This is a genomic window from Rothia sp. HSID18067 (assembly GCF_003989445.1).
In the GTDB taxonomy this organism is placed as follows: domain Bacteria; phylum Actinomycetota; class Actinomycetes; order Actinomycetales; family Micrococcaceae; genus Rothia; species Rothia aeria.
Map to the genome: position 1 here is coordinate 542,270 of NZ_RBMF01000002.1, position 26,184 is coordinate 568,453.

The 26,184-nt window shown below is 56.6% G+C and carries 25 protein-coding genes, 1 tRNA gene and 1 riboswitch; of the genes, 9 read left to right on the forward strand and 17 right to left on the reverse strand.

Annotated features, from left to right (window positions below; translation table 11 throughout):
* Positions 1 to 56 precede the first annotated feature (56 nt).
* Positions 57 to 1,148, reverse strand: a complete 1,092-nt coding sequence (locus tag D8M23_RS07340) for a C4-dicarboxylate ABC transporter substrate-binding protein (protein ID WP_238693829.1) — start codon at positions 1,146 to 1,148, stop codon at positions 57 to 59.
* Positions 1,149 to 1,441: 293 nt separating this feature from the next.
* Between D8M23_RS07340 and D8M23_RS07345 the strand changes: the two genes are divergently transcribed.
* Positions 1,442 to 2,302 carry a transcriptional initiation protein Tat gene (locus D8M23_RS07345; protein WP_126854255.1) on the forward strand — a complete coding sequence of 287 codons (861 nt, stop codon included), beginning with the start codon at positions 1,442 to 1,444 and terminating at the stop codon, positions 2,300 to 2,302.
* Positions 2,303 to 2,317: 15 nt separating this feature from the next.
* Here D8M23_RS07345 and D8M23_RS07350 read toward each other — a convergent pair whose 3' ends face one another.
* The 6 genes from D8M23_RS07350 to D8M23_RS07370 all read right to left on the reverse strand — a co-directional run bounded on the left by D8M23_RS07350 (position 2,318) and on the right by D8M23_RS07370 (position 8,242).
* Positions 2,318 to 4,075 (reverse strand): ABC transporter ATP-binding protein, encoded by a 1,758-nt coding sequence (locus D8M23_RS07350; protein WP_126854256.1) that lies wholly within the window; start codon positions 4,073 to 4,075, stop codon positions 2,318 to 2,320.
* Between the two features lie 67 nt (positions 4,076 to 4,142).
* Positions 4,143 to 4,559 (reverse strand): lasso peptide biosynthesis B2 protein, encoded by a 417-nt coding sequence (locus D8M23_RS07355; RefSeq protein WP_126854257.1) that lies wholly within the window; start codon positions 4,557 to 4,559, stop codon positions 4,143 to 4,145.
* Positions 4,552 to 4,854, reverse strand: coding sequence for a PqqD family peptide modification chaperone (locus tag D8M23_RS07360; RefSeq protein WP_238693830.1), 303 nt, complete (start codon positions 4,852 to 4,854; stop codon positions 4,552 to 4,554). The genes D8M23_RS07355 and D8M23_RS07360 overlap by 8 nt, the downstream gene beginning before the upstream one ends.
* On the reverse strand, positions 4,847 to 6,469 hold the full coding sequence (locus tag D8M23_RS07365; RefSeq protein ID WP_161971661.1) for an asparagine synthase-related protein: 1,623 nt from the start codon (positions 6,467 to 6,469) through the stop codon (positions 4,847 to 4,849). Before D8M23_RS07365 ends, D8M23_RS07360 begins: the two co-directional genes overlap by 8 nt.
* A 596-nt stretch (positions 6,470 to 7,065) precedes the next feature.
* Positions 7,066 to 7,233, reverse strand: coding sequence for a hypothetical protein (locus D8M23_RS11715; RefSeq protein WP_153274074.1), 168 nt, complete (start codon positions 7,231 to 7,233; stop codon positions 7,066 to 7,068).
* A 658-nt stretch (positions 7,234 to 7,891) separates the two neighbouring features.
* A complete protein-coding gene (locus tag D8M23_RS07370) occupies positions 7,892 to 8,242 on the reverse strand; it encodes a VOC family protein (RefSeq protein WP_126854260.1) in 351 nt (116 codons plus the stop codon).
* Between the two features lie 315 nt (positions 8,243 to 8,557).
* Positions 8,558 to 8,674, forward strand: a riboswitch (SAM riboswitch).
* 5 nt (positions 8,675 to 8,679) lie between these two features.
* On the opposite strand from D8M23_RS07370, the gene D8M23_RS07375 reads away from it, so the two are divergent.
* Positions 8,680 to 10,827: an AMP-binding protein gene (locus D8M23_RS07375; RefSeq protein ID WP_126854261.1), complete on the forward strand. Its 2,148-nt coding sequence runs from the start codon at positions 8,680 to 8,682 to the stop codon at positions 10,825 to 10,827.
* A 126-nt stretch (positions 10,828 to 10,953) separates the two neighbouring features.
* Here D8M23_RS07375 and D8M23_RS07380 read toward each other — a convergent pair whose 3' ends face one another.
* Positions 10,954 to 12,696, reverse strand: coding sequence for an MFS transporter (locus D8M23_RS07380; RefSeq protein ID WP_126854262.1), 1,743 nt, complete (start codon positions 12,694 to 12,696; stop codon positions 10,954 to 10,956).
* 296 nt (positions 12,697 to 12,992) lie between these two features.
* Between D8M23_RS07380 and D8M23_RS07385 the strand changes: the two genes are divergently transcribed.
* The 3 genes from D8M23_RS07385 (at position 12,993) to D8M23_RS07395 (ending at position 15,569) form a co-directional block, all read left to right on the forward strand.
* Positions 12,993 to 13,685, forward strand: coding sequence for an SDR family oxidoreductase (locus tag D8M23_RS07385; RefSeq protein ID WP_126854263.1), 693 nt, complete (start codon positions 12,993 to 12,995; stop codon positions 13,683 to 13,685).
* A 108-nt stretch (positions 13,686 to 13,793) separates the two neighbouring features.
* Entirely contained in the window at positions 13,794 to 14,111 is a 318-nt protein-coding gene (locus D8M23_RS07390; protein WP_126854264.1) for an acylphosphatase, read from the forward strand.
* 120 nt (positions 14,112 to 14,231) lie between these two features.
* The gene (locus D8M23_RS07395; RefSeq protein WP_126854265.1) at positions 14,232 to 15,569 is read left to right on the forward strand and encodes a glycosyltransferase 87 family protein; all 1,338 of its coding nucleotides are present in this window, start codon (positions 14,232 to 14,234) and stop codon (positions 15,567 to 15,569) included.
* Between the two features lie 118 nt (positions 15,570 to 15,687).
* On the opposite strand, the gene D8M23_RS07400 is transcribed toward D8M23_RS07395, so the two are convergent.
* A complete protein-coding gene (locus D8M23_RS07400; RefSeq protein WP_037288415.1) occupies positions 15,688 to 16,272 on the reverse strand; it encodes a GNAT family N-acetyltransferase in 585 nt (194 codons plus the stop codon).
* 186 nt (positions 16,273 to 16,458) lie between these two features.
* Between D8M23_RS07400 and D8M23_RS07405 the strand changes: the two genes are divergently transcribed.
* From D8M23_RS07405 to D8M23_RS07415, 3 genes are all read left to right on the forward strand, one after another.
* The gene (locus D8M23_RS07405) at positions 16,459 to 17,040 is read left to right on the forward strand and encodes a peroxiredoxin (protein WP_023133587.1); all 582 of its coding nucleotides are present in this window, start codon (positions 16,459 to 16,461) and stop codon (positions 17,038 to 17,040) included.
* A complete protein-coding gene (locus D8M23_RS07410; protein ID WP_037232996.1) occupies positions 17,040 to 17,570 on the forward strand; it encodes a carboxymuconolactone decarboxylase family protein in 531 nt (176 codons plus the stop codon). The genes D8M23_RS07405 and D8M23_RS07410 overlap by 1 nt, the downstream gene beginning before the upstream one ends.
* 132 nt (positions 17,571 to 17,702) lie before the next feature.
* Positions 17,703 to 18,146, forward strand: coding sequence for a GNAT family N-acetyltransferase (locus tag D8M23_RS07415; protein ID WP_126854266.1), 444 nt, complete (start codon positions 17,703 to 17,705; stop codon positions 18,144 to 18,146).
* Between the two features lie 229 nt (positions 18,147 to 18,375).
* Here the strand turns inward: D8M23_RS07415 and D8M23_RS07420 are convergent, their stop codons facing one another.
* Both D8M23_RS07420 and D8M23_RS07425 read right to left on the reverse strand, forming a co-directional pair.
* The gene (locus D8M23_RS07420) at positions 18,376 to 19,224 is read right to left on the reverse strand and encodes an MFS transporter (RefSeq protein ID WP_238693831.1); all 849 of its coding nucleotides are present in this window, start codon (positions 19,222 to 19,224) and stop codon (positions 18,376 to 18,378) included.
* A gap of 170 nt (positions 19,225 to 19,394) precedes the next feature.
* Positions 19,395 to 20,012 carry an L-alanine-DL-glutamate epimerase gene (locus D8M23_RS07425; RefSeq protein ID WP_126854267.1) on the reverse strand — a complete coding sequence of 206 codons (618 nt, stop codon included), beginning with the start codon at positions 20,010 to 20,012 and terminating at the stop codon, positions 19,395 to 19,397.
* A 208-nt stretch (positions 20,013 to 20,220) separates the two neighbouring features.
* Between D8M23_RS07425 and D8M23_RS07430 the strand changes: the two genes are divergently transcribed.
* Entirely contained in the window at positions 20,221 to 21,024 is an 804-nt protein-coding gene (locus D8M23_RS07430; protein WP_006888541.1) for a trimeric intracellular cation channel family protein, read from the forward strand.
* Between the two features lie 671 nt (positions 21,025 to 21,695).
* Here the strand turns inward: D8M23_RS07430 and D8M23_RS07435 are convergent.
* From D8M23_RS07435 to D8M23_RS07460, 6 genes are all read right to left on the reverse strand, one after another.
* The gene (locus tag D8M23_RS07435; protein WP_013398362.1) at positions 21,696 to 22,199 is read right to left on the reverse strand and encodes a CoA-binding protein; all 504 of its coding nucleotides are present in this window, start codon (positions 22,197 to 22,199) and stop codon (positions 21,696 to 21,698) included.
* Entirely contained in the window at positions 22,199 to 23,677 is a 1,479-nt protein-coding gene (locus D8M23_RS07440) for an O-acetylhomoserine aminocarboxypropyltransferase/cysteine synthase family protein (protein ID WP_126854269.1), read from the reverse strand. The genes D8M23_RS07435 and D8M23_RS07440 overlap by 1 nt, the downstream gene beginning before the upstream one ends.
* 318 nt (positions 23,678 to 23,995) lie before the next feature.
* Positions 23,996 to 24,409: a hypothetical protein gene (locus D8M23_RS07445; protein WP_202976128.1), complete on the reverse strand. Its 414-nt coding sequence runs from the start codon at positions 24,407 to 24,409 to the stop codon at positions 23,996 to 23,998.
* A gap of 193 nt (positions 24,410 to 24,602) precedes the next feature.
* Positions 24,603 to 24,989: a hypothetical protein gene (locus D8M23_RS07450; protein WP_126854271.1), complete on the reverse strand. Its 387-nt coding sequence runs from the start codon at positions 24,987 to 24,989 to the stop codon at positions 24,603 to 24,605.
* 255 nt (positions 24,990 to 25,244) lie between these two features.
* Positions 25,245 to 25,331: transfer RNA gene (locus D8M23_RS07455), tRNA-Ser, on the reverse strand.
* A gap of 142 nt (positions 25,332 to 25,473) precedes the next feature.
* Positions 25,474 to 26,091, reverse strand: coding sequence for a TetR/AcrR family transcriptional regulator (locus D8M23_RS07460; protein ID WP_126854272.1), 618 nt, complete (start codon positions 26,089 to 26,091; stop codon positions 25,474 to 25,476).
* Between the last annotated feature and the right edge of the window lie 93 nt (positions 26,092 to 26,184).

A 26,184-nucleotide genomic window follows, 5' to 3' on the forward strand; every position in this document is an offset into this window, starting at 1 on the left:
TACAGACCAAGATATTCCTTCCGGGGCGCCACTCAGCTGCCTATCCTCTACAGCAGTTAGGGCAGCAGGCCACGTTCCCGCGCGAATTCAGCGGTTACCTCGTTATAGTCCACCTCAACCTCATAGGGGTCCGTCCGCGGGGTACTCGTCACACCCTGGGACGTCGCGCTGGCCGCAAACCGCAGAGTCTTCATATCGCTCTTCGCCCGCAGCGTGCTCATGCGCCGGTTACCGTTCACATCAGCGGCAACCGGCTGCGCATCAATCACGCCGTTCTTGTTAAAATCCACGTTACGGTGCGCAGGTTTACCCTTATACAAGTACCCGTAGGCGTTCGCCCCAAGCCCGCGCCGCTCATCCAGGTTCTTCTCATCCAGCGGTGTGTACTCGTGCGTTGAATACCCGAAGTAGTTCTTACCCCCGGCGCGCGGCACGCCGCTGAGCTGGTACTCGTAGTTCATAATGCTCAGATAGTTCGGCTTGTAGTTCTCCTCATCGGCCCCACCGTGCCGCAGCCCCAAGTTATGCCCCAGCTCGTGGATGAATGTGCCCACCCGAATATCGCTGTTGGCACCCCGCCAGTAGGTGTGCCCAACGGTCACAATAAACCCGCGAGCGCCCGTGAAACCCAGCCCCGAAGAGCTCGTATTGCCGTAATAGTCGCCCCAGATCATGTAGTGAAAACCAGCGTCACGGGCCGAGGCGAAATGACGGTTCTTCAGTGCCGCCCAGTCCCCCATACCGTTAAGCTTCTGATGCGGAATCTCGTTCCCGCCGCCCAGGTTGTACTTCGCGCTGCGGGCGGGCCCGGCATCCAGGTGGATACTCACACCCCGCGTACCGTCAGGGTTACGTAACGGCAGGGAGGCAAACACCTCGGTAATGCGGTCAAGGTCGGCTTCGGTGGCGAGCTCACCGGGCATGTAGTCCATCTCAACAAAAATATCTTTACGGTACGGGTTGGCCCCCATACCCGGGTAGTCAACGTCAACTGTGCCGTCGCCATCGGCGTCATAGCCGCTGATCTCCCATGCGTTCGGGATACCATCACCGTCCGTATCGTACGTGTTGATGGTGCTTGCGCTGGCGGGGACGGCACCGGCTGCGATTAAAACTACGGTCGCGGCAAAAAGGCGCGCAGATTTCATGAATGCCACTGTGGCTCCTAGGATGCTTGTGAATTGAGTGAATGAAATACAGCTAATTGGCGCACCACAACCACCCCCGACACGCGGTACGCGCGGCGCGCTGCGACGCGCACCAGCACAAAAATGCATAAAAATCCGCTATGTCCGGGGTTGAAGTGCACAAATTTTCAAATATTTCCTACACATAATAGCGCCATTACAGCGCGCAGGCACACTTGTCTACTACACTGGATAGGTCGTATTCACTCACATCGCATACATTCACACTCTCTCAAATACATACAGGAGTCCACGTGACCCACGCACCCTTCAGGGGCGGCCTCACGCGGCGCCGCGCACTCGCTGGCGCTGCATGGTCCGCCCCCGCCGTCGCCGCATCCGCAACGACCCCAGCCTACGCAGCCTCGGACCAGGTAGTTGCCGTCGACTACGGGGTATTCACTCAGGCGTTTAACACCACCATGGATAACCCCAACAGCACCTTCTTCGGGCTCGACTCGTACCACGGGCAGCTCACCGACACGCGCGCATCCCGCACCACCAAGTGGGAGGGCCTGCTCGCCGCAGGCGGGGGCACGTTCACCCCCGGCGGCAGCGTCGGCAACGGCCTCTACGGGGGTGCCGGGCTATGGTTCGCCGCCCCGCACACAGCATCCGGCGAATACACGGGAACCACCACCCTGCGCGCCGGGGCACGTTTCAGCATTGAGTACACGTTCACGTTCGCCGACGAGATACAGACCCGCCCGCCTCTGCTGTGGGAGGACGGGGAACAGCAGCAGGTGGCTGCGCTCGCTCAAAGCGCCGGTGGTGCCCGGTCGAACAACCCGCGGCTTGCGGCGTTCAACGGGGCCGGTTTCACCGCGGTATTCCGGGAATCAGACAGCTACGGGACGGAGTGGCGCGGCACCCTCGACATTGTCACCACTGAGGACGCGGTGGCCTCAGCTGAGGGGATGCAGGTGTTTAACCAGGTGCTGCTGAGCCAGGTGCCCGTGTACTACGACCAGGTGGGTGAGTCGTTTAGCCTGCGAACAACCGTGACCGTGGTGGATGCGACCCTGCTGCTGGAGCCGGTGAACAGTGCGGCCCCGTCCGAGCAGAATATTGCGGGGCTTTCCGCCAGTGCCACTATCACCCACTCCCCCGCGTAGGCCCTGCGCACGCCGCTAATGGATGAGCTGATTAGAGACAAGCTCCCGGTAGAGGGGTGAGAACTCCATGAGTATGTCGTGCGTGCCTTGGGCGACGATCCTGCCGTGATCCATCACGTAAATCATGTCCGCATTAACGACGGTGGACATGCGGTGGGCAACCATAATCATGGTTGATTCGGGGGCGGCGTTATTGTTCAGCACAGACACCACCAGCTCTTCGCTAATGCCATCAAGCTGGGAGGTGAACTCGTCCAGCAGGTACACCTGCGGGTTTTTCAGGATCACGCGGGCTATGGCCAGCCGCTGCTTCTCGCCCCCGGACAGGGACGTGCCGCTGCCGCCAATGTTCAGGTCCACGCCGTGCCCTGAACGTTCAAGCACTTTTTCCAGCCCCAAATCTTTGAGGATGCGGTGCGCGGCAGCGCTATCGGTGCCGCGCCCCGAGATGTACACATTATCAAGAAGCGTGCCCAAAATCAGGGGGGATTCCTGCTGCACCAGGCCGATTTTGGCGCGCACAGCCGGGATGGAAATGTCTGAGCTTGCGGTGCCGGAGTAGAGGAGGTTCCCGCCTGAGATTTCGTAAAGCCGGGCAATGAGCCGCAGCAGGGTGCTCTTGCCCGACCCGGAGGGTCCGACGATGGCGAGCTTCTCCCCCGGGGCGATGCTGAGCGTCATCCCGGAAATCAGGTAGGGTGAGGCCCCTTCCTCAGGTTCGGCACCGTATTTAAAGCTGACGTTATCCAGCAGGATGGAGCGGATATCACGGTTTTCGTGGTATGTGTCCAGCTGTTCGGGGTACTCGTCCGGGATGCCCAGGATCTCCTGGATGCGGGTGATGCCTCCGCTGGCTTCGGCAATATTGCTCATGGTGCCGAAAATGTACCCCAGCGGCATGATCATCATAACCAGGAACATGACGAACGAGACCAGGTTGCCGACGGTAATTATCCCGTTCGCGACCCTGACCCCGCCAACGCCAAGAACCACCAGGAACGTGATCTGCATGGCCACCGCAGAGATGGGGGTGATGAGGGCGACAAGCCGTGCCACTCCGATCCCCTTAAGCCACGCATTATCAACTTTCTGCTGCAGCCGCTTAAACTGGTGCCCCGCCGCGTTCTCCGTCCGGACGAGTGAGGAGGCCTCCAACACGCTGGACACATCCGAGCTCAGCTCACCCACCGCCTGCTGCATTTGCGCGCTGGATTTTTCGACCTTAGAGGTTGCCATCGTGACGGACACGACCGCCAGCAGGGATATGACGGCGGAAATAGCGAGCAGCAGGGGGTCGATGAAGAACATCCCGATCACCGCCCCAATGAGCGTGAAAACACCCACGAACGACTGCACGAACCCTTCCGTGAGGCAGCGGCGCAGCAGCATCGTGTCATTAATGACGCGGGAAAGGACGTCTCCTTTGGTGTATTTCTCTAAGGCGTCCAGGGGGATGCGGAGTATTTTCCGCACGAGCTGCGTGCGTGCGTCACGGGCCACCGATTCGGCGACTTTCTGAATAAAATACTGCTGAACACCGTTGAGGATGGCCCCTATAATGAGCACCAGAATAATGAGAACCGGCAGGTAACCAATACCCTGGGCGGACCCTGCGGAATCAACAAGATCGTTCACTATTAACGGCTGCAGAAGCGACGCGGCTGAGCTTGTGAGACTCATTAAACAGATAACGGTCAGCAGCCCCTTAAAGGGGGATAGATACGAAAAAACTACCCCCCAGGATGACTTCCCATTATTTTTAGCTTTCACCATAGTCTCATGCGCCTCACTTCTTGGGTGCCGCCGCCCTCACCCTGTTTTTGCCTGAATGGTTACGGCGCTAGCGGGCTTCTGGGTTGGTGGATGCGACAGTCACGAACCCCTGCACATCGTGGTGCTCATTAATGGGTTCCCCCTCGACGGTGACCCATGCGTGCGCAAGGAACGGTTTCACCCGGAACCCGGAGGCCCACACCACTTTCCGGCGCATGAGAGAAAGCAAAAGGTAGGTTGAGATGGACCGTGCCAGGCACCCCCGCTCCCCACGGCACAGTGGGGAAACTTCACGCACTTTCGCATCAACCGCGAGCGCCTGCTGAATGGATGAGCTTTTCTGTAGGGGCCGGAACATTTTCAGCAGGCGAACAATAACGGTGACCGGCAGGTGCGCAATAATCTTTGCCGCACACACCGCCAGGCGCGCTTTGGTGCTGCTGACGGTGTGCGCGTCTGTTGCGGTGGTGGGGTTATCACTCATGGTCCTCGCCTTTCTCTAGGACGCCCATCGTCCACAGTTCCCGCAGGGTGCCTTCAAGGTCCTCCCGGATCTCGTCCGGGTCGGATTGTGTGTACTGGTGAATGAAGGAGTCAATGATTTCTGAGTTGCGGTGCCCCTGCTCCACGAGGTCCAAGATGTGCTCTGTGGTGCTGTTTCCTTGAAAATAGGCGCTTCGGGCGGGCACAAAAACCACGATGCCGGACTCGGTGCCCGAAATTTTGACGCCATCGGCGATGCAGAACCTCTCGGGCAGTGACGCGTAGCGTTTATACATAGTTTTCACGTAGCCATACCTCCATGTGGGTCATACGTTCAAAATCGTAGAGTGTCTCTGAGCTGCCTAGGGGGCTGTTTGCGATTGTGCGGACAGTGTCTATATCCACAAGGTTCAGCTCCGCCAGGAGACTGTCGCCGATCATTTTCAGGAAGTTTTCTTTGCTGCGTTCGTAGTCTTGGTACAGGTCGAAGCTGTAGTCGCTTTTGTAGATGTCCCGGTAGAAGAACTCGGGCAGGGTGCCTTTCATGGCTTCTAGGATGACGGGTTTGCTCATCCCGTGCCCGCTCAGAGCACCCGGGTACACCAGGGAGGAGCGGATCATGTCGTCCTCAAGGTAGGGGGCGGCGAATTCCAGGCCGGTTTCGCTGAAATACTCGTTCATGCCCCGAAGCACTTCCCCCTGAAATTCCAGGGACCCGTAGATGTGGAACCGGTATTTATCCAGTTCTTCTTCCTCTGGAGGGATGGGGGTCGTTTTTATGAGCTCAATGACTTGCTCGGTAGCTTCTTCGGATAGCCAGGAGGGCAGCGTAAAGTTCGGGAACCAGGAGAAAGCATCGGTATTTTCAGGGATGTTCTGGCCCCTGCGGGTCAGGCGCCGCTGCAGCTCACGCTGTTTCGTTTCTGGGGAGAAAGCGGCACGTAGTGTCGATATTTTCGGCCAGCGGGCGGCGGCCGCGACGGAGCTAATGGCTTTAATAGCCCGCATTTTCTCGCCCTGTTTGAAGTAGAGCAGCGCCTGAACGGGCATGGGCTCAAACAGCTCGTCCCCGCCAATTCCCAGGCAGTGGATGCTGGAGCCGCGTTCCCGCGCGCTGCGCACAAGGGCGGTAAGGTGCGGCAGGTTAGCGTGCCATGCGCGGGGTGCCTCGGAAAACCCGCGAAGCTCATCCGGGATGGTGAAACCTGCGGTGCTTTTCGTAAATGAGTCAAGCTTAATGAGGTCTATGGTGAAGTGTTCGGCTATTTTCTGGGCGAGCTGCGTGTCGCGGTTGTCTTTATCGTCCGTCCCGGCGTGAAACGCGGTGAAGGGAACATTCTGCGCTGCGAGGAGCACGGATATGACCGTGGAGTCCACGCCGCCGGACAGGTCGGCAGATACGTGGGTGCGCCCTTCAGCCAGCCGCCTCAGAACCGAGTTCAAAACGGTGTATACGTGCTGTGACACATCGGAAAAAGATAGGGTGCTGTCCTGCAGGCTGAGGGCGTCTGCGAAGTACGAGGTGTTCTGCACAGACCCGTGCTCGTCTTCGCATACGGTGGTGGCTGGGGGCAGCGCCGTAATGTTCTCCCAGTAGGAGATGCGGCGTACCCACCCTGGCGGGTTACGGCATAGCCCGAGGGCCACCCGAGACATATTAATAGCGGGATTAAGGGCGTCCACTAGGGGTTTTACTGATGTGCTCAGAAGGTCCACCGGCCCCAGCTTTGAACGGTACACGCTGCGGTGTCGCGAGACGGAAGATACCAGCTCGCTATCTGCGGTGGAGTCGGTGTTTGATGCGGAAGCGTCATGAGTGGGTAACGGGCGAACAGTTATATTGTTCGAGCTGCTACGAAGAAAGTGAGAAATTTTCTGCACGTTACCGGATGTTGTGTATAGCTCTGCCACAGGATTCCTTATCGTCACTTTCCGCATTAAAAATATGGGCTCGTTTAATTATTTTTTACCGCATCCCACTTTTATGCGGATTTCTGCGAATAATAAACAAGTCACCTGGCGCGCAGGGCGCTATTTATAGAGCAACTTCAGGAGGAGTCACAAGCCGGGCACCGGAGAGAACATCCCGGTATTTCCCGTATATAAGGCCGTGAGTGCAATCTGCAAAAGAGTTCATCTTCATAAAACGTGCCTTAATATACATATTCTTCCCCTTTTCTTAAATATTTTAAAGTTCTCAAATTACATATATTATCTACACAGATTTACCCTAACCCCTAAATTGTATGGTTTGCAAGGGATTCTCACGATTATTTTAATTTTTCCTGAAAGTATTTCTGTTTAAAATAGCGGGGTTACACGAACTGCCCGCCACCAGCAGCGCCGGTAATTCCCGCATATGAGCAGAAGCAATTAATGTCATAGCAGGCACCCGATGCGTGAAAAAGTGCGCTACGAATGGCACAGACTCTGCAAACATTGGTTGGCAGCACAATAGAAAAGTGGGTGCCTCAGAAGAGGCACCCACTTTAAGCCTTGGCGGGAAGCTACCATGAGCCTCCACTGACGCCTCCGCCGGTGAAGCCACCGCCACCTTCAAACCCAGAGTTAGATCCACGGAGCGCGCCGAAAATATCTCGGTAGCTTCCCCAGAACCAGCCGTGAGTAGCTTCCTCGAAGGAGCCAAGCCTAGTAAATTGCGCTTTAGTGTACATAGAATTTCACCTCAACCTATCCTCTATTACCAGCCGCTTGAGCCTCCGGCACCGTTGAAATTAGTCCTGGGGCCATGCCATACTCCGTAAACGTCACGGTAACTTCCCCAGAGCCAGCCACGGGTAATATGCGCGAAAGAGGAAATCTTTTTAAATTCTGGCTTAATATACATTATGCCCCTAAAAACAATATGTGGAATATATTGCATTACACAATGTGTGCATGAATTTCCAGAAGTTTCTAAATCAAAAGTATGTTATTCCGGTTCTGCCCAAAGGCAAAGATACTACTTATTAGCGTACCGGAGGGCTCCGTAAATATCACGACGATTCCCCCAGTACCATCCATGAGTAGCGGCCCGGAAAGAGGTAATTTTAGTGAACGTTGCTTTGGTGTACATTGCATTATCCAATCATCATAAGCCCAAATTTCTTGGGCATAGGCCCTTCTAGCCTACTGTGGTGTAGCGTAGCTTAAATTCCCTGCATCACACAAGAGTTTTTACATTATTTTATAGTTCAAAAAACAATTATTTACCCGCAAATTTTATAGGCTTCAAATATTTATCTCTGTAGGATAACGCCTGACCCTGCGCTTCCAGCAGCTCTTATAGCAATCTAATAACCCATCTTCTGGTGATAGTTTTGATGATATCCGCTATATATGCTGCAAAATATTCGCCAGGTTCCCCAGCGGATCGCGAACAAAAAACCTCCGCACGCCCCAGGGCTCTTCAGCAACACCGTATTCAAGCGTAATACCTGCCGTATGAATGCGGGCGAGGATTTCATCAAGATTATCTACTTCAACCGATAAATCAGGCACCGGAGTACCTGATCCGCCTTCACTAGCTATGCTGACCTGCACAGTCGTAGTTTCCGCATTGCCATAAGTCTGTATCCATCCGTGATCCATGAGCAGCTCCAGGCCCAGGATGTCCCGGTAAAAAGCAGCAGCTGACTCAGGTTTATCAGCGGCAAGATTAGTAACGATACGCTTAACAGCCATCAGACGCCCCTTCCGTGAGTGTTTTATTTTGGCTCAATCTTCAGGCACTTACGATGAAGCCTATCAAGAGATGCAAGCCTACGGGGCAAGATTAAGAACGGGTTTAAGTCTAAACACAGGCAAAGCTCATTAGATTTGCGGGTTAGAGTTTCTCCGCCTGGCAGGCTGTACGCCTGGGGTGTATGCGACACGAGAGCTAATCTCTGGGTGCGGGATCAAACAAATATTGCGGAATGTTACGAACATGGCGTGCACACACGCAATATGACGGGATGCCTTTGCACCTGCGCCAGCTACAGGGTTTACTAGATTGGTAATCCATCTAGAGCGACCGAGAGACCTGGCTCGACGACGTCGCAGCAACCTCGCCTGCGGTGGCGCATCATGCGCCTTCATAACGCCGAAGGTGCTAACGCCAGCAACCGATGGGAGATACTGTGGGACTGCCCAGCCCCTTCTCGTTCACAAACCCGCTAGTCCCTACCCCCAACCCCGCGCATGAATCTGATGAGGCGCGGGTAACATTCTGGGAGAAACAAGCCGAGCGCTTAAGCTGGGGCAAGGCCTGGGACAACGCACATACCTTCCAGAAACCGCAGGTTATCGGAACCGATGCTGAGGGCATCGAAGAATACTCCGTACCCGAGATTAAGTGGTTCGAGGGCGGCAAACTTAACGTCGCCTACAACTGCGTGGACCGCCACGTGGAGGCGGGCCGCGGCGACAAAGTAGCCCTCTATTTCGAGGGCGAACCCGGCGACCGTGAAGCTATCACCTACGCCGAACTGCAGCGACGCATCGCCCGCGCCGCCAACGGCCTGCTCAAACTCGGCGTGCGTAAAGGCGACCGTGTAGTAATCTACCTGCCGGTTATTCCCGAAACCATTATCTTCACGCTTGCGTGCGCGCGCATCGGCGCAATTCACTCGCTCGTGTTTGGCGGGTTCTCGGCGGAGGCTCTGAAATTCCGGGTGGAAGACACCGGCGCGAAGGTTCTGATCACCACCGACGGGCAGAACCGCCGCGGCAAGGTCGTGCCCGTGAAGGTGAATGCCGATGAAGCATGCTCAGGTGAGAACAATATCGAGCACGTGATCGTGGTGGACCGGACAAGCGCCGCAGACCCCGTGGCGCACGCGCAGGTTCCCTGGACGACCGGGCGCGATATTTGGTACCACGACCTGGTGGACGATCAGCCCGATACCCACGAGTACGAGCTGCACGATGCCGAAGACCCGCTGTTTATCATCTATACCTCCGGCACCACGGGCAAACCTAAGGGCCTGGTGCACACGATGGCGGGGTATTTGGTGCAGACCGCATACACCCACGCACTGCTGTACGATCTGATGCCGGACTATGTGGATGACGACGGGGTGCTGCGCCCCGATGAACTGTCTGCCGTGAACGACCCGGCGAAGGTTGAATCGACTGTGCACTGGTGTACCGCCGATCTCGCGTGGGTGACCGCGCACACCTATGAAATCTATGGTCCGCTTGTTAACGGGGTGACCGAGGTTATTTTCGAGGGTACCCCCAATACTCCGCATTACGGTCGTCATTTCGAGGTTATCGAACGCTATGGCGTCACCAATTACTACACCGCGCCCACCCTGATTCGTTCCCTCATGGGGGCTTTTCCTGACGGCCCCGAACCCGGAAAATACAACTTCTCATCCGTGCGTCTGCTCGGGTCTGTGGGCGAGTCCATTAACCCTCAGGCGTGGAAGTGGCTGCGCAAGCACGTGGGTGGGGGTACCGCATCGTTTATCGATACGTGGTGGCAGTCCGAGACCGGCTCGACCATCTGCTCCCCGCGACCGCATGACCCCGCCTTCGCGCCCGAAGGGACCTTCCCCGAAGGTACCCCGCACTGCACTCCCCTTCCCGGATGCGCCACCCGCGAAGTCCCCGGAGTCTCGGTGCGCGTGGTGGACGAGCACGGTGACTTCGTTGAGCCTGGCAAACAGGGCTTCATTGTGGTTGATAAGATCGGCCCCTCCATGGCACGCACTGTCTGGGGCGACCCGCAACGCTACCTGAATTCCTATTGGAAGCACTATGGTACGCGCGGCTGGTTCCTCGCCGGTGACGGTGCGAAGGTCGATGATGAGGGCAACGTGTACATTCTGGGGCGCATCGACGATGTGATCAACATTTCTGGGCACCGCCTTTCGACCATCGAAATTGAGTCTGCGCTCGTGACGCACCCGGCCGTGGTGGAGGCTGGCGTGTGCCCCGTGGAGGACGAGCTAACCGGCCACCAGGCAGTCGCCTATGTGACGCTCACCGACGAAGGTCGGGCACTTACCGAAGATGAGCTGAAGGCGGCACTCACCGAGCATGTGCGCGAGCATATTGGCCCTATCGCTAAGCCTAAGGATGTGGTCGCGGTCGCCGATATTCCTAAGACTCGTTCGGGGAAGATTACCCGCCGTCTGCTGGGTGAGCTCTATCAGGGGCATAAGCTGGGCGATATTTCTTCGCTTCAGAATGAGGAGGCGCTCGGCGCTATCGCACAGGTGCTCGTGGACACCGGGCGAGTAGACCCAGAGGCGTTCGCCGAGGATCAGGCGGCAGCGTAGGGAGCGTATCCCGCGCAGTATGCCCCCTCTTTCGAGAGCATACTGGATAAGAAGCGCAGCGCATTACATGTTGGGAGCGGTTTCTTGATGAAGGAACCGCTCCCGCTTTCGTCTTGTTGCGTATCGTTAGGGTTTTGAGCCTGTTTCAGCCCCTTCATCAGAGGGCTCTGGATCCGATTCGCCGGTGGCTTTAGAGCCTTCCGCACTGGAAGCCTCGCCGGGGTTTTCGACGCTGCTATTTTTGGTACAGGTGTTTTCGCTGTTGGGCGCATCCGAAACGTTCTGCCCGGATGCCCACGCGCCTTTATCCACCGGCTTGGCGAAGAAAAGGCACGCGACCATACCCACGGCGGCCAGAGCCAGCGCCAGAATCAGTGAATCGTTCATCGCGGTGGCAATAGGTTCACGCAGGAAATCGGGAACCTGACCGCCGGACATCCCTTCACCACTGACGGCGGGGGCGCTCATGGCGCCTCCGCCTGCACCGGCACCTGCGGGACGCATCCGCTGCATGGCCTGTGTAACCTGCTCGGTAATCAGGCCGCCCATGAACGTGGCAATACCCGCCGAACCGAGCACACTGGCAACCTGGCGAGTCTCGTTATACACGCCCGACCCGGCACCCGCTAAACGAGGCGGCAGGTTGCGGGTTGCGGTCACCGCCAGCGGACCCCAAATCATGGAGTTGCCAATACCCAAAATTGCAAAGGGTACAAGCAGAAGCGCGAGGGACTGATCCGCCGTCATCAAAGCGCGCAGAACAATAAATCCAACCACCAGCAGGGCAAACCCCGAAACGGCGTACCATTTGGGGTTTGACGTGCCCAAACGTTTACCAACCAGCGGAGAGAGAGCACCCGAGAACAGAGCGAGCGGGGCGGTCATGAGTGCCGCCTGGGTGGGGCTCATACCGCGCACCTGCTGGAAGTAAATGGTAGTTGGGAACGCCAGCGTCAGGGTGTGCGCACCCATCGCCGCGATAGCAATATTAGACACCGAAAAGTTGCGGTCTTTAAACAGTCCCAGCGGCACCAGCGGCTCTTTACGGTTAACAGCCTGCCACACGATAAAGAGGGTGAACACGATGATGCCCGCAATAATCATGCCCCATACGCTCACCGGGATTCCGGTTCCCCACAGCGAATCGGTGATAGTGCCCCAGTCGTAGGTAGAACCCTCCTGAATGCCGAAAACCATCAGGAACAGGCCGATAGCGGAAAGAACCACGCCCAGCCAGTCGAAGTTGTGCTGTTTGGAGGGAAAATGCGGGATATTCCGAACCGCCAGATAGGTGCCGACCACGCCGATAGGGATATTGATGAAGAAGATCCACGTCCAGCCGGGGCCATCCACGAGCAGACCGCCAGCGATAGGGCCCACGAGCGATGCGATACCGGCCGCCGCGCCCCACACGCTCATCGCCACCCCACGTTTATGCGGCGGGAACATGAGCGTAATAATCGACATGGTTTGCGGGGTCATCAGGGAGGCGCCTATCCCCTGCACCACGCGCGCAACAATCAGCATCTCCACATTGGGCGAGAGCCCGCACCACAGCGAGGAGAGGGTGAAAACCACCATACCAAGCAGGTACATCTGCTTCTGCCCGAACCTATCGCCTAAGCGACCGGTAATCAGCAGCGGCACCGCATAGGCGAGCAGGTAGGCACTGGTCACCCAAATCACGGCGGAGAGCGAGGCGTTGAGCTCATGCTGCATATGGGGCAGCGCCACGGTGACGATAGTGGTATCGAGCAGGATCATAAAGAACCCGATCACGAGTGACCACATGGCAACCCACGGTTTCTCGGCGGCGTGTTCGATGGATGGTGTGTGTGGGCGCTTCTTCGGCGCGGCTTCTTCAGCCATAAATCCCCTGCCTCATCTTCTGTGCGGTACCGCCGAGCGATAAAAACCTAGCACTTCATCATAGCTCTGTTTGCGTTCACGAACGAGTAGGCGATGGTGATCCTCGCATCTGTGCCTTCCCGGTGAAGACGTGCTTTCTGGCGTGCCGCGCCCGCGGCAGCGAGTCTGCTGTTCCGGTGTGCGCAGGCCGTATCCGCCCGTTTTCTCTTTACGCGGAAGAGGCGCGTGTAGACATCACTACCCAGCGCACCTAGCCTGAATATGTAGGCTATTTTCACCAACATACGGAGGAGACGATGGCTGTTGTAACGATTATTGGCGGGCACGGGAAAGTTGCGCTTCTGGCCGAGCCGCTGCTGGTGGAGCGCGGGCACACGGTCAATGCGCTTATTCGCAGGCCGGAGCAGTCAGAGGATATTGTCACGCGCGGGGCGAACCCGGTGGTCACTGACATTACCGCGTTGAGCACCGAGGAGATGGCGAAGCTTTTGACTGAGCTGGGAACCGAGGCGCTGGTGTGGTCCGCCGGTGCGGGCGGCGTCGGCGGGCCGGAACGCACCTACGCGGTTGACCGTGACGCCGCGATCCGGTCGATGGATGCGGCGCGGCTGGCGGGTATTAAACGGTACGTGATGGTATCGTACCTGGGCGCGGGTTCCGGGCACGGCATCGACCCTGATAACAGTTTTTACGCCTACGCTGAGTCGAAGGCGATCGCCGATGAGTACCTGCGCGGCTCGGGGCTGGATTACACGATCCTGGGGCCGGGGATGCTCACCCTTGAGGAGGCAGGCGGCATTACCCTGGGGATTGAGCCCGCCCACACGCCCGGCGCCGAATCTAATACTCCGCGGGCCACCGTTGCCCAGGTGCTGGCGGCGGTTCTTGAGGACCCGTCCACGGTTGGGAAGGCGCTCCCGTTTATTGGCGGGCCCACCCCGATAGCTCAGGCTCTCGCATTGGCGCCCAACAGCAATAAGCTGCGCTAATACAGTCCCCGTATGTGTGGCAGGCGGCGGCCCGGATTCGTGCAATCCGGGCCGCAGTTTTAGATAATGGCTATGAGCACGAGTAATGACCGGTAAAGGGGCGTCCGTATGGGCTTCTTCAGCTATTTCACCGATAAAACAGCTCCCGAACCTGCCGAGGCGCAGCTCACCGCGTACGTGAGCGGGCGGGTGCAGGGGGTGGGGTTCCGCTGGTGGTGCGCTGGCACCGCCAAACCGATGGGTTTGAGCGGGTACGCCGAGAACCTGGACGATGGCCGTGTGAAGGTTATCGCGCAGGGAACCCGTGCCTCCTGCGAGCGCCTGCTGGATGCGCTCAACTCGGGTGATACCGCTGGGCATGTGGACTTTGTGGATGCCACCTTCAGCGAACCGCAGGGCACGTTCAAGGGGTTCGGGATCCGGTAGCGCCCCTCCACTCCCCATGCTAAAAGGCTCTTGATGTGCCGCAGTATGCCCCAAACACCCCGGCAACGTGGAATAATAGTTACGCACTCATATCATTCACATATTTCATGGAGGTCTTTGATGACACGCTATCGCTGGGGCATAACCGGTGCCTGCATTCTTTTCTTAGCCGGAGTTATTGTTTATAACCTGCACGAATTTCTGGCATATGATTATCTGGTTTATTATGCCGGGGGTAAAAGCATTAACTGGTTTCTTGATTACCCCAGCGACCTCTATGATCTCGATATTCTTCGTGAAATTGTGCGGGCAGAAAACTTTAGATATATTTTCGGCGACAGCGGTCTGTGGCTTGCGTTTACATACCCGCCGTTTGCCTCGCTCCTCTTTATTCCCGCATCGTTCCTGCCCCTTCGGGTAGCAATCGGTCTTCATCTGGCATTTTTCACGCCCATTGCCTTCTATTGCGCCAAAGTTTTGCGTGACTATCTGGTAAAGCGCAATTCTCGGCTGCTTTTTGAAAAATACCTTTCGCCTTTTTCCTTTATTGTTTTGTGTGCTGCACTTATATTGCTTTCGGCTCCGTGGCGTAACAATTTCTTGTACGGTCAAATAAATCCGTATCTGCTGGCGCTTATTCTCTACGATCTTCTGCGGCCAGGTACCAGGATTCCGCGCGGCGTTTTTATTGGTATTGCTGCGGGCATTAAACTTACTCCACTCGCCATAGGAATTCTTTTTCTAGTGCGTAAAGAGTGGAAATCCATTATTGCATTGGGGGTTTCGTTTGCGGGCACCATTGCGGCGGGGTTTGCTGTGCTTCCGCAGCAGTCTCTCACCTATTGGGGCAGCGTCATCTGGGATCCATCACGCGTGGGCAACCCAATATCGAGCAACAGCGTGGCGATTCAAGGCATTTTAGGGCGCATGACCTTTCAGAATGGCACCGTGCTGAAGGTGCTGTATGCAGTCACAGCGATCGTGTTGATTGCGGTGGCGGGGTACGCATTACGGACAATGGAGCAGCATAAACTCTATCTATCGCAGATTTCGCTGGCGATTCTGCTTCCCGTATTTATCTCGCCGATCAGCTGGTTCCATCACGCCGTGATTCTGCCGATTTTTATGGTGTGCGCGGCGGTCGATTTCTTGCCGCTGGCGGCACGGTGGCGTTCTCGTGCGGGGCGCATCCTGTGTTATACCTGCTATGCGCTGAGTTCCCTCATGCTGATTAATACGCTTCTGGACTGGGGAAAGCTCGTGGTGCGTTTCTGGCGGCGTGTCGATTTTTACCCGTTCACCGGCAGGTATCCGGGAGTGGATGCGCATACCCTGCTTCTGCGGGCGGCGGATGAGCAGCCGGTTATGTTTGTGACCTCAATTCCGGCGTTGGCGCTTGTGGTACTGGTTGTGCTGTGGGCGGCACTCCTACGCCGCCCTGCCGAAAATATGCAGTAATAAGAAGGCTCTTAATGCGAATAAAGCGGGACTTCCAACGCTTTATTCACGTCAAGAGCCTTTTTACGCAACGATAGCGGCAAAAAAGCGAGAAGCCAGGATACACACACTAAATGCCTTAATCACGCCAGATTTCAGCGAATTGGGCGCGGGTCATGGTTGCTTGCCGCACGGCGACAGCCTTCCGGTTGCCGTACTTATCGGGGCGGGCCGCGCTGGTGCTGGTTCCGTCGGTAATATTCGTAAACCCGGCTTTTACCGCCACCCGTTCGGATGCCGCGTTTCCCACTAGTGCTGCCCATCCGATAGTGTCTAGTCCCAGCCCGAGCGGGTCGAAGCCGAAGCCGAGGACGGTGCGTACCGCATCGGTCATAATGCCGCGTCCGCGCATCTGGGCAGCCGTATAAAACCCTAAGTCTGCATATGTTCCGGGCGCGTTTGCGGAGCCTTCGGGCAGGCGCAGGGAGATAGCCCCCGCGAGCACCCCGCTGTCATCAATGGCCCAGGTGAGTTCACGCCCGGCTGCTGCGGCGCGCTGGGTGAAGGTGAGGAAGGTTTGCGCGTCGTCGCGCGTGTAGTTCAGGGGGATGGTGGTCCATCGCACGGTTTCGGGGTCGGTGCAGATCTGTACCAGTTCGTCGAGGTCAGCTTCACGCAGGGGCCTGAGGGTGAATTTTTCGGTGATGAGTTCAGGAATTTTCATGGCACGAGTATACACACACCATAGAGTGATACAAAACACATACTCAGAGGCCCTTGCCACCTTGTAATTATGAATTACTCATAATAATATGGAGTTACTTCCCCTTCGAGGGCACCAAAAATACAGTTTCCGAAAGACCGCACACTATCGTTCGGGAGCTTCACACCACAACCTGAAAGGGCATAAATGGCTGTACTATCCATTGGCGACCAGTTCCCCGCCTACGAGCTGACCGGCGTTGTTCCCGGCAAGCTCGCCGAGATTGAGGCAAACAAGCCCGAAGATTACTTCACCACCGTTTCCTCCGAGGGTCTGGACGAAGACACCTGGCGCGTCGTATTCTTCTGGCCTAAGGACTTCACCTTCGTCTGCCCCACCGAAATCGCCGCATTCGGCAAGCTCGCCGACGAATTCGAGGCACGCGACTGCCAGGTTATCGGCGTATCCGTGGATAACGAATACACCCACTACGCATGGCGCCGCTCCCACGAAGAGCTCGTAGATCTGCCCATCGTCATGGCATCCGACCTCAAGCGCGAGCTCACCAGCGCCCTGGGCATCCTCAACAAGGACGGCGTGGCAGACCGCGCAACCTTCATCATCGACCCGCACAACACCATCCAGTCGGTGTCCATTACCGCAGATTCCGTCGGCCGCAACACCGACGAAGTGCTCCGCCAGCTGGACGCGCTCCAGTCCGACGAACTGTGCGCCTGCAACTGGAAGAAGGGTGCAGAAACCATCGACGCCTTCAAGGAGATGAAGTAATGAGCATCGAGAACCTGCGTAACGCGTTGCCTTCCTACGCGAAGGACATGAACCTGAACCTGTCTTCGCTGCCGCGCATCACCTCGCTCACCGAGCAGCAGCTCTGGGGTGCAATCCTGGCCACCGCAGCGGCAACCAAGGTTGATTCCGTTGTCGTTGAGATCGCAGCAGAGGCGAAAGAGCACCTGAGTGACACCGCCTTCGATGCGGCACTCGGCGCGGCAACCATCATGGGGATGAACAACATCTTCTACCGCACCCGCGGCTTCCTCGACGGCGCCTACGACGATCAGCGCGCAAACCTGCGCATGCAGATCATCGGTAAAAATGGCGGTATCGACAAGCTCGACTTTGAGATGCTGGCGCTCGCAGTTTCTGCCGTGAACGGTTGTTCGCACTGCGTGGCTGCCCACGAGCACACCATCCGCGAGGAGGGTGCTTCCAAGGAGCAGGTTAATGACCTGATCCGCATTGCGGCAACTTTGGGCGGCGTGGCGCAGGGTATCCAGCTGGCCGAAGCCCTGGGCTAAACACACAGGCCCCGTTGGCCTCACAGCGCAGACATCTCGTCTAAAAGGCTCTTCTCCCGAACCAACCGGCGTCTTTGACGCAAGCTAATGGGAGAAGAGCCTTTTAGTGCGCGGGCGTAGGATAATGTGGGTATGCAGTACAGTATTTTGAACGCCGAGAATTCCCTGCCGAGCACCGAAGAGCTCGTTGAGCTGTACGATGCGGTGGGCTGGAGTGTCTACACTCGCACACCAGAGCGATTAGTCCCTATGCTAGCTGGGTCGCGGTACCTCTATGTGGCGCGTGAGAACACGACTGAAGGAGCCGAACGGCTTATCGGTCTGGTACGTGCGGTGGGTGATGGACAAACCATTGCGTATGTCCAGGATCTACTGGTGCACCCGCAGGCTCAGCGCCACGGCATCGGGTCGGCGCTGCTGGGAAAAATCATCGCCGATTTTGACCGGGAAGGCATTCGCCAGAGGTTCATCACTACGGATATTGTGGACACACCCGTCATTGAACTCTACCAGCGTTTCGGCTTCACTCCGGTGCAGGATAACGGATGCGTGACCCTCGCGAAGTATGTGTTTTAGAAGCTGGCGCACGCCACAGACCGGGAAGGGGCTAAAACCTGTGACTGCCTACGACGATACATATTTTGAAAAATGGCGGAGGCAGCTGAAAAGGGAGAATTTACTTTCATTCCTCGCTCTACTCACGGGAGAAGAAGTCTCAGCGATCCGCTCTGATAATGTTCAAAGCGGCAACGGGAACACATTAACTCGTTAGAATGATTCACGGCTCGAACTAGGATAATAAATTCTAAGCCGCTTCGTGCCTCTGCGACTGATCCTTGGGTTTTTCTTCAGGCGCTTTCGGGAAGCCCATCACCGCTGAGAGCAGGACGAACGCACAGATAATAGAGACCATCAGAATCGTCCTCTCCCCCGGAATTACCGCGAGCAGGAGCGAGGAAATAATACCGCTTCCATATTGGAAGGAACCTAGGAGCGCCGCAGCGGAACCGGCGATGGCAGGTTCTACAGAATTTAGGGCGGCGGCGTTCGTGCAGGCGGCAACAATGCCGTTCATACTGAACACCAGGAACACCGGAATCGCCACGCCCCACAGGCCGCCCGCATCCGCAGCAGCCGTTATTACGGCGAGTATAGAAGCCGCCCCGGCAACCGCAGTCGAAATGCGCAGCAGAAAATCCAGACTATAGCGCTGCACAAATCGTCGATTGAAACTGCTGAGCACCATCACCCCGATAATATTCACGCCGAAAAGCAGACCGTAATAGCGCGGATCAACCCCGAACCGCGTAATATACACACTCGACGATACCATGATAAAAGCGTAAATCGCCACGTAAAAGAAACACACGCACAGCACGTACCTCATAAAAGTGCGGCGGCGCAGCAGAAGCGGATAACTTCTAAACGCCGCAAGTACCGTACTACTTTCACGCTTATTCTCAGGCAGACTCTCAGGCAGGAAAAAGACCAAAAGCAGAATAACGGCACTGATGGTCACAATAGCCCAGAAAGTCAGCCGCCACCCACCCGATACCACCAGAAACCCGCCAAGAAGCGGCCCGGCAATCGGCGCAATCGCCATAATAAGCACAAGAGTAGAAAGTACCTGTGCCGCACGCACGCCCTGGTACATATCACGCACGATAGAAGAGTATTGTGGGGTTTTACCCGCACAGGTGAAAACTGCGGGCGTCACGAGCGTTAAGAGCCCCCCCCACTCCCCCATGCAGGTGGTGCGCATAACTTGTGTATATTGTGCATAGATTAGGTAGGCCACCTATAAAACCACTTGTCAGATGAATTTTAGACCGACCGGAGCGCCGCATCCCAGGTGGAGGCGAGGCGCACCGCGGCGGCGGCGAGCGCATCCAGCTCACCGGCGTAGACCGGAGTGGACCGCACACCCGCGCACCAGTCAATCGTGCCCAGACCCAGCCAGGGTTTGCCGGGGAAGAACTCGCACCGCAGCGCCACACGGCGTTTCCCCAAAGCCCGACGACCGGGCACATAACCGCCGCGGCTAATGAAAAATTCATCCCTGCGTTTAGCGAGAACCTGCTGATCCAGCACCCGCAGAGCATTAATCCAGCTGGGCTCCCCCGTCTTGGGCAGGTCGGTTAATTCGGGATATTCCTCATCACGCTCGGTCACGCTCACACCCAGAATGTACTGATACCGCACTTGACCCAGCTCATCGGGAAGCCCACGGTCGGCACTCTGAACCGTCCCGCACAGATGCCGTGCCACGGGTTTGCCCGCCAGATTCACGCCCATCAGCGGCAGCTCAGGACCGTCAAGATACAGCCCCACCGCGCCGGTTCCCGTAATATTTGGGCGCACCGACCAGCCAGGCAGACCCCGCTCTAGCACCGGATGCACCCGCTGAAGAACCTCAAAAACCTGCTCACGTGAAACCGCCATTGCGTTCCTCTCAGCACTTTCAACCTGCGTTTGCTTTCTTCCATTGTCTCGCACGGCTCCGGTGTATGTGGCACACCACAAACCTGCGGGTATCGTAGCGGCAGCACACGCGGTAAGATAGCAGACGTTGCGCCTAAAACTGCGGGCCGTATCCGTCTTTATGCGACCTATATTATTCGCCGTACCTCACCCCGAAAGGAGTCAGACCGTGCTCAGCACCATCGAGCCCGAGACGCTGTTCCGCGTCGTAGATATTGCAGCCGTGGTGGCTAACGGCCTGCTCGGCGGCGCGGTGGCGCGCGCCCTGCGGTTTGACATGGTGGGCTTCTTGCTGTTGGCGGTTGTCTGTAGCATGGGCGGCGGCATGATCCGTGACGTGCTGCTGAACGCGGGGCTTCCGATAGCGCTCACCGACGGCTGGTACTGGGTGGGTGCTATTACCTCGGCGGCTTTGGCGTATGTGCTGGATCTGAGCTCGAATTGGGCCACCCGCGCCCTAGTGGTCGTGGACTTTCTGGGTATGGGCTGCTGGGCGGCTACCGGCACCATCAAGTCCCTTACCCTTGGGCTGCACTGGCTCCCGGCTATCGCGCTGGGTGTGACCACGGCGGTTGGCGGCGGGGTGATCCGTGACATTATGGTGAACCGCATCCCCGCTATCTTCGGCGGGAACTCGCTCTACGCCACGGTGGCGTTCGTGGGTGCCGCCGAGACCGCAATCTGTTTCAAGATACTGGAACGCCCTAACGTGGCGGTCGCAGTATCAGTGCTCACCTGCACGGTATTGGGGATTGTGGCGCGGTGGCGCGACTGGCGGCTGCCGATGCCTACCACGCTGAAGGTTCAGCGCCCGCGCCTGCTGGACGTATTCCGCCGCGACCACGAACACCTTGAGAACGAGGGCTGGGCGCCGGGCACTCCGCTCACAAACCAGTTGGATGTGATTACAGAGGACCAGATTCAGGCGTACCGTGAGCAGCTGCACCGTGAACGGGAACAACGCGGCGACTAGCCACCGGTCCGCTCAAACCTGTCCGCCCCGGCGGTAAACCGTAGACCTTTACGCCGTGAAGAGGCACACCGTCATATTAAGCCCCGAAAACTAAAAGACGGCGGGATGCTCATGTGTGCCAAACGCCCCGCCGCCACAAAAGTACCCTGCGACCGCCGCGAAATCCTTTAGCCGCAAGGTACTCGTATTAGCATACCCCGTATGCCCACCATTTTCTAAGGATAGGCTCCGCTGCGGCAGCGATACGACCGTACTAAAACACCCCAACCAGCCCTATTTTCGGCCCTTCTGACCCATCCAGCCTTCTTCCGCTGGCAGAGGGACAGCATCATCACAATATCTTCTCAATATCATCACAACTTTTTTGTGAAGGTGTTGAGATGATGTTGTTATGATGCTTGTTGGCGTTGCGGCTCATAGGGAAAAACCCCTGATATTTCAAGGTTTTTGCGACTGTTCGGTCATCCCAATATCATCACAACTTTTTGTAATGATGCCGTGAAGATGTTGTGATGATAACCAGCCAAGCACCCCAGATGCGGAACATACCGCTCCCCTTTCTGTATGGCAGGAAGATGCGCACCCTATCACACGAGAGCGGCGGCCGTTCGGAAGCTTGTTGCTCCCAAACAGCCGCCGCTTTGAAGATTAGGCCTGCGACAGTCGCCGAGTTACGCCGTGACTTGGCGTTTCGAGGAAATCACGCCGGTATTGAAGCCCGCAAGGTGCAGACCACCGTGGAAGCGTGCGTGCTCGATCTTCACGCACCGGTCCATGACCACGTTCAGCCCAGCTGCCTCACCGATAGCGGCAGCTTCCTCATTCCACGAGCCCAGCTGCATCCACACGGTTTTCGCGCCCAGATCAACCGCCTCCTGAACCACACCCGGGAGGTCTTCATTGCGGCGGAAAATCTCGACGAGATCGGGCACTTCCGGTAGGTCCTGAAGCGAGGCGTACACCGGCTGCCCCAGCACAGTTTTGCCTTTCGCCGCAAGAATCGGGTTCACAAAATACACCGTATACGGAGATGAAGACAGCAGGTAGGTTGCCACGAAGTTTGAGGCGCGCGAAATCTTATCGCTCATCCCCACAATCGCGATCGTGCGGGTATTGCGCAGAATGTTCAGCCGCTCGGGGGCGCTCGGGCCTACCCAGGTACGTTTCTCAGTCATTAGTTGCCCTCCTTCGCGGGTGCATCCTTGGGCTCTGAGGCGCCCGAAGCTGCGGCGCTCTTCGGCAGCGCACAGGCGGCACCCTGCTGCGGGTCAGCCTCTTCAGCGGCGAGAGCCTCTTGCGCCGCAACAAGCTTATCGGCGCTGGATTCGCTCACACGTTCACCCGCGTGGTTCAGACCAGTCGCGTGGGTGAGCGCCTGGTCAAGATCCCAGATAATGTCTTCAACATCCTCAAGCCCAACCGAAATACGGATCAGGTCTTCACCCACGCCCGCCGCGGCAAGCTGCTCGCTGGAAAGCTGCTGATGCGTGGTCGAACCCGGATGCAGCACCAGGGTGCGCGAGTCACCAATATTCGCCAGATGCGATGCCAGCACGAGCGCGCTAATGAACTCGCCGCCAACCACGCGGCCGCTCGCCTTCTCGGTGCCCTTCACCCCGAAGGAGAACACAGACCCAACGCCCAACGGCAACAGTTTTTTCGCGCGTTCGTAGTGCGCATGCCCCGGCAAACCGGCATAGTTCACGTAGGCGATGCGCGCATCCTCAACCAGCCAGTCCACGACCTTTTTCGCGTTGGCCAGGTGCGCATCCATGCGCTGCGGCAGGGTTTCGACACCCTGAAGCAGGTTGAACGCAGCCTGCGGTGAGAGCGCAGGGCCGAAGTCGCGCAGCTGCTCGGAGCGCAGTTTTGTGAGGAACCCGTATTCGCCGAAGTTCCCCCACCACGAGACGTTATTGTACGAAGGCACCGGCTCGGTCATGAGCGGGAAGTTGCCGTTCGCCCAATTGAACCGTCCGCTCTCAACAACCACGCCGCCGAGGGTGGTTCCGTGCCCGCCCAGGAATTTGGTGGCGGAGTGAATCACGATGTCGGCCCCGTGTTCCAGCGGGCGAATCAGGTACGGGGTTGAGATGGTGGCGTCCACGACGAGGGGGATTCCCGCCTCATGGGCTACATCGGCGAGCCCTTCAAGGTCTGCGATCTCGCCGGAGGGGTTGGCGACGACCTCCGTGTAGATTGCCTTTGTGTTCTCGGTCAGCGCCGCCTTGTAGTCTGCGGGGTCGGTGCCTTCCACGAAGGTGGTTTCGATGCCGAATCGGCGCAGGGAGACATCCAGCTGGGTGACTGTTCCGCCGTACAGCTGGGAGGATGCCACAATGTGATCGCCTGCCTGGCAGAGCGCGGCGAAGGTGATGAACTCGGCGGCCATGCCGGATGCGGTCGCCACCGCCCCGATACCGCCCTCTAGGGATGCGATGCGCTCTTCTAGCGCGGCAACGGTCGGGTTCGATAGGCGCGAGTAGACGTTGCCGTATTTCTGCAGTGAGAAAAGGTTGGCGGCATCGTCGGTGTCTTTGAAAACGAACGAGGTGGTCTGGTAGATAGGGACCGCGCGGGCGCCGTGTTCAGCGTCCGGGGTGCCGCCCGCGTGCAGTGCGCGGGTGCGGAATCCGAAAGTATGTTCAGCCATGCATGACTCCTGGTTGGCTTAGCGCAGCCGAATGATGCGCCAAGGTCGAGGAACAGAGGTACTCAACCCTATACTGTGCCACGGTCCCCGGATGCGCCAAGTGCGCGTAGCATTATGTCGTTTGTGTCGGATTATGACACGGTGTCTCGCTCCTTACCTTACTGCCCGCCCATTCAGCATGTCTGAAAATCGCCTTTTGTTTCGGTTTCAGAGGCCCCATAAGGGGGAAGGAAGCCGCCTGCAAAGCGGGAAACCATGTGCGTGTGTTCCGCACGCACTGCCTTTTGGGGTGAGGAGTATGGCTTGAGCGATTAGATTCTAAATAGGGTTGTCGTGCAGGAAGAAGTACCACATATCATCTATATCAGCATCATCAAATATATATTTGTATTTTTCCCCAAACACGTATTCCTCGATGAACGAAGAGAAAGGGACAATTTTTTCGCCATCAACATTAAATGTTACCTGGTTATTGATTCTATTTAAAAAAATTGGCTCATATAAAACTTGCCCTGCTTCATACATAGAATCTTGTAAATTTTTTGGCACCCTGTATTGTTTATCCAATATTTCTTCCGCGCTCCACAATTCTATATCCCCGAAAGATCCTCCGTTGCACAATAATAAAAATTGTTTATGTTCCAACGTCAAAAAAGAGTCTAGTTGCCCACTCACTTTATCAGCCCCTTGAGGAATATTTCCATATAAAGGGGCGTCAGGCAGTGCGGACAAACAGTTTCTATAGTGTTTAATTATTTGATATAAATCCATGAAAACCTCCAGGTATGTGTGTGGTCAATATTTTATAGCATCTGAGTCCAGAAACTATTGTATATTAATATGCCAGATTACGCATATATCAGATGTTCTTGAGTTATTTTTGCGAACCGGAGCTTCCAAATTTTTAACTCGATCATTTTTGTGGTTAGATTTGTAAATCTAAAGAACACCATCCGCATACTAAATCCATTATTTCTAAAATGCGGTCTTCTTCGATTTCTGTTTTTGCATCGGAGCGAAGTTTTTCTAGAAATGAATATAACTCATCTTGGGACACATTCTCATTTTGCAGATCAACTAGATATTTTTTAATCTCCAATAGAGATGTTTCCTGATTTTTTATTATTCCTGATAATAATTTTTTATCATAATCACTGAGCATTATTGAATCCGTTTTTGTGGGCTTACGTCTTATAGACTCAAAGGCTTGATTATATCTTTCTAAAGTCATTCTTTTAGAGGCTTGAATTGTTCTGTATCCAGGTTTATTTGGAACATACTTCGCATCATCACCTAAGCCACTCGTATCCATTTACCAAACTAAGAGGGACCCTTCAGGGCGCATACATCGTGTGGCGCAGAGACGGGGGAGAGACTGTTACATTCTTTCCAATAAGCCTTGATTCACCCATACAAACAAATTTTGCAGGTATCAAAACTCATGTCTTCTGCCGTCATAAAGACAGGCGTAGAAACACGGTGCCCACCCAGACTTCCCGGGAGGACACTCTGCACAAGAAACCCGCCGGGGTTCGCATAAGTGCGAGACACCCGGCGGGTTCAGAAGCGGTGGTGGAGGGATTTGAACCCCCGTTGGCTTTTACACCAAACATCATTTCGAGTGATGCACCTTCGGCCGCTCGGACACACCACCAGCTTTAAGCTATTCTAACGCACCGTCTGGGGCATCGCAAAACCCCCTCAGACCCCCGCAGCCGCCAGGGCCTATGGGGCTGGCCGCGCTATAGCGGTCTGTTTTTCGTCCCCACTACGCCTGCAAGTGGGCGGCTCTCTGGCTACCTACGGATGTACCCGTCCACCACCTGCATGACCGCGCGCGTGGCGTCTTCAGCGGTGCGGGGCGAACTATGAATCACCCGGTCCATTGACAGCATATAGGCGGCACCAAAAATAGCGACCGAGGTGGAACGCACATCCTGGGCCCTGTCAATCATGTACCGTTTGCTCAGGGCAGCCACCCTGGCCTCAATGAAGTCCAGCAGGCTCTGACGGCTATCGACCATGCTCTCCGACCAGTTGTTCATGCTCTTCCACACCTCAGCGATCCACAGCCGGGCGTACCCCGGGCGGTCCTCAAGGTATTTCAGTGCCGTGTAGATGCTGGCCCTCAGCGCCTCACGGGGGTCGCTATGCATCTGAGCGGCGGCCTCCATCTGGCGTAGTAGCAGGTCGGTTCCGTACTGCAAAAGCTGGTCGATCATCGTTTTCTTCGACCCGAAATTGTAGTAGACGGTGCCCTTCGAAACGCCGGCAAGCTGCGCAACCTCTTCAACGGTCGCGAACTCTGGCCCCCGCTGTCCCATGATTTCCATGGCCGCGTTAAAAAGCTTCAGCTGGGTTTTGCTGGTGCGGCCGGGGCGACGAGTCGCGGCCTCGGCAACGGGACGCTGCAACGCTAAGCCCTCCCCTCCTGTGAGTACTATTACCTCTATACTATTAGACTGCTACCGTGGGGGCTAACTGCTTCAGAGCCCGCACACGAACCG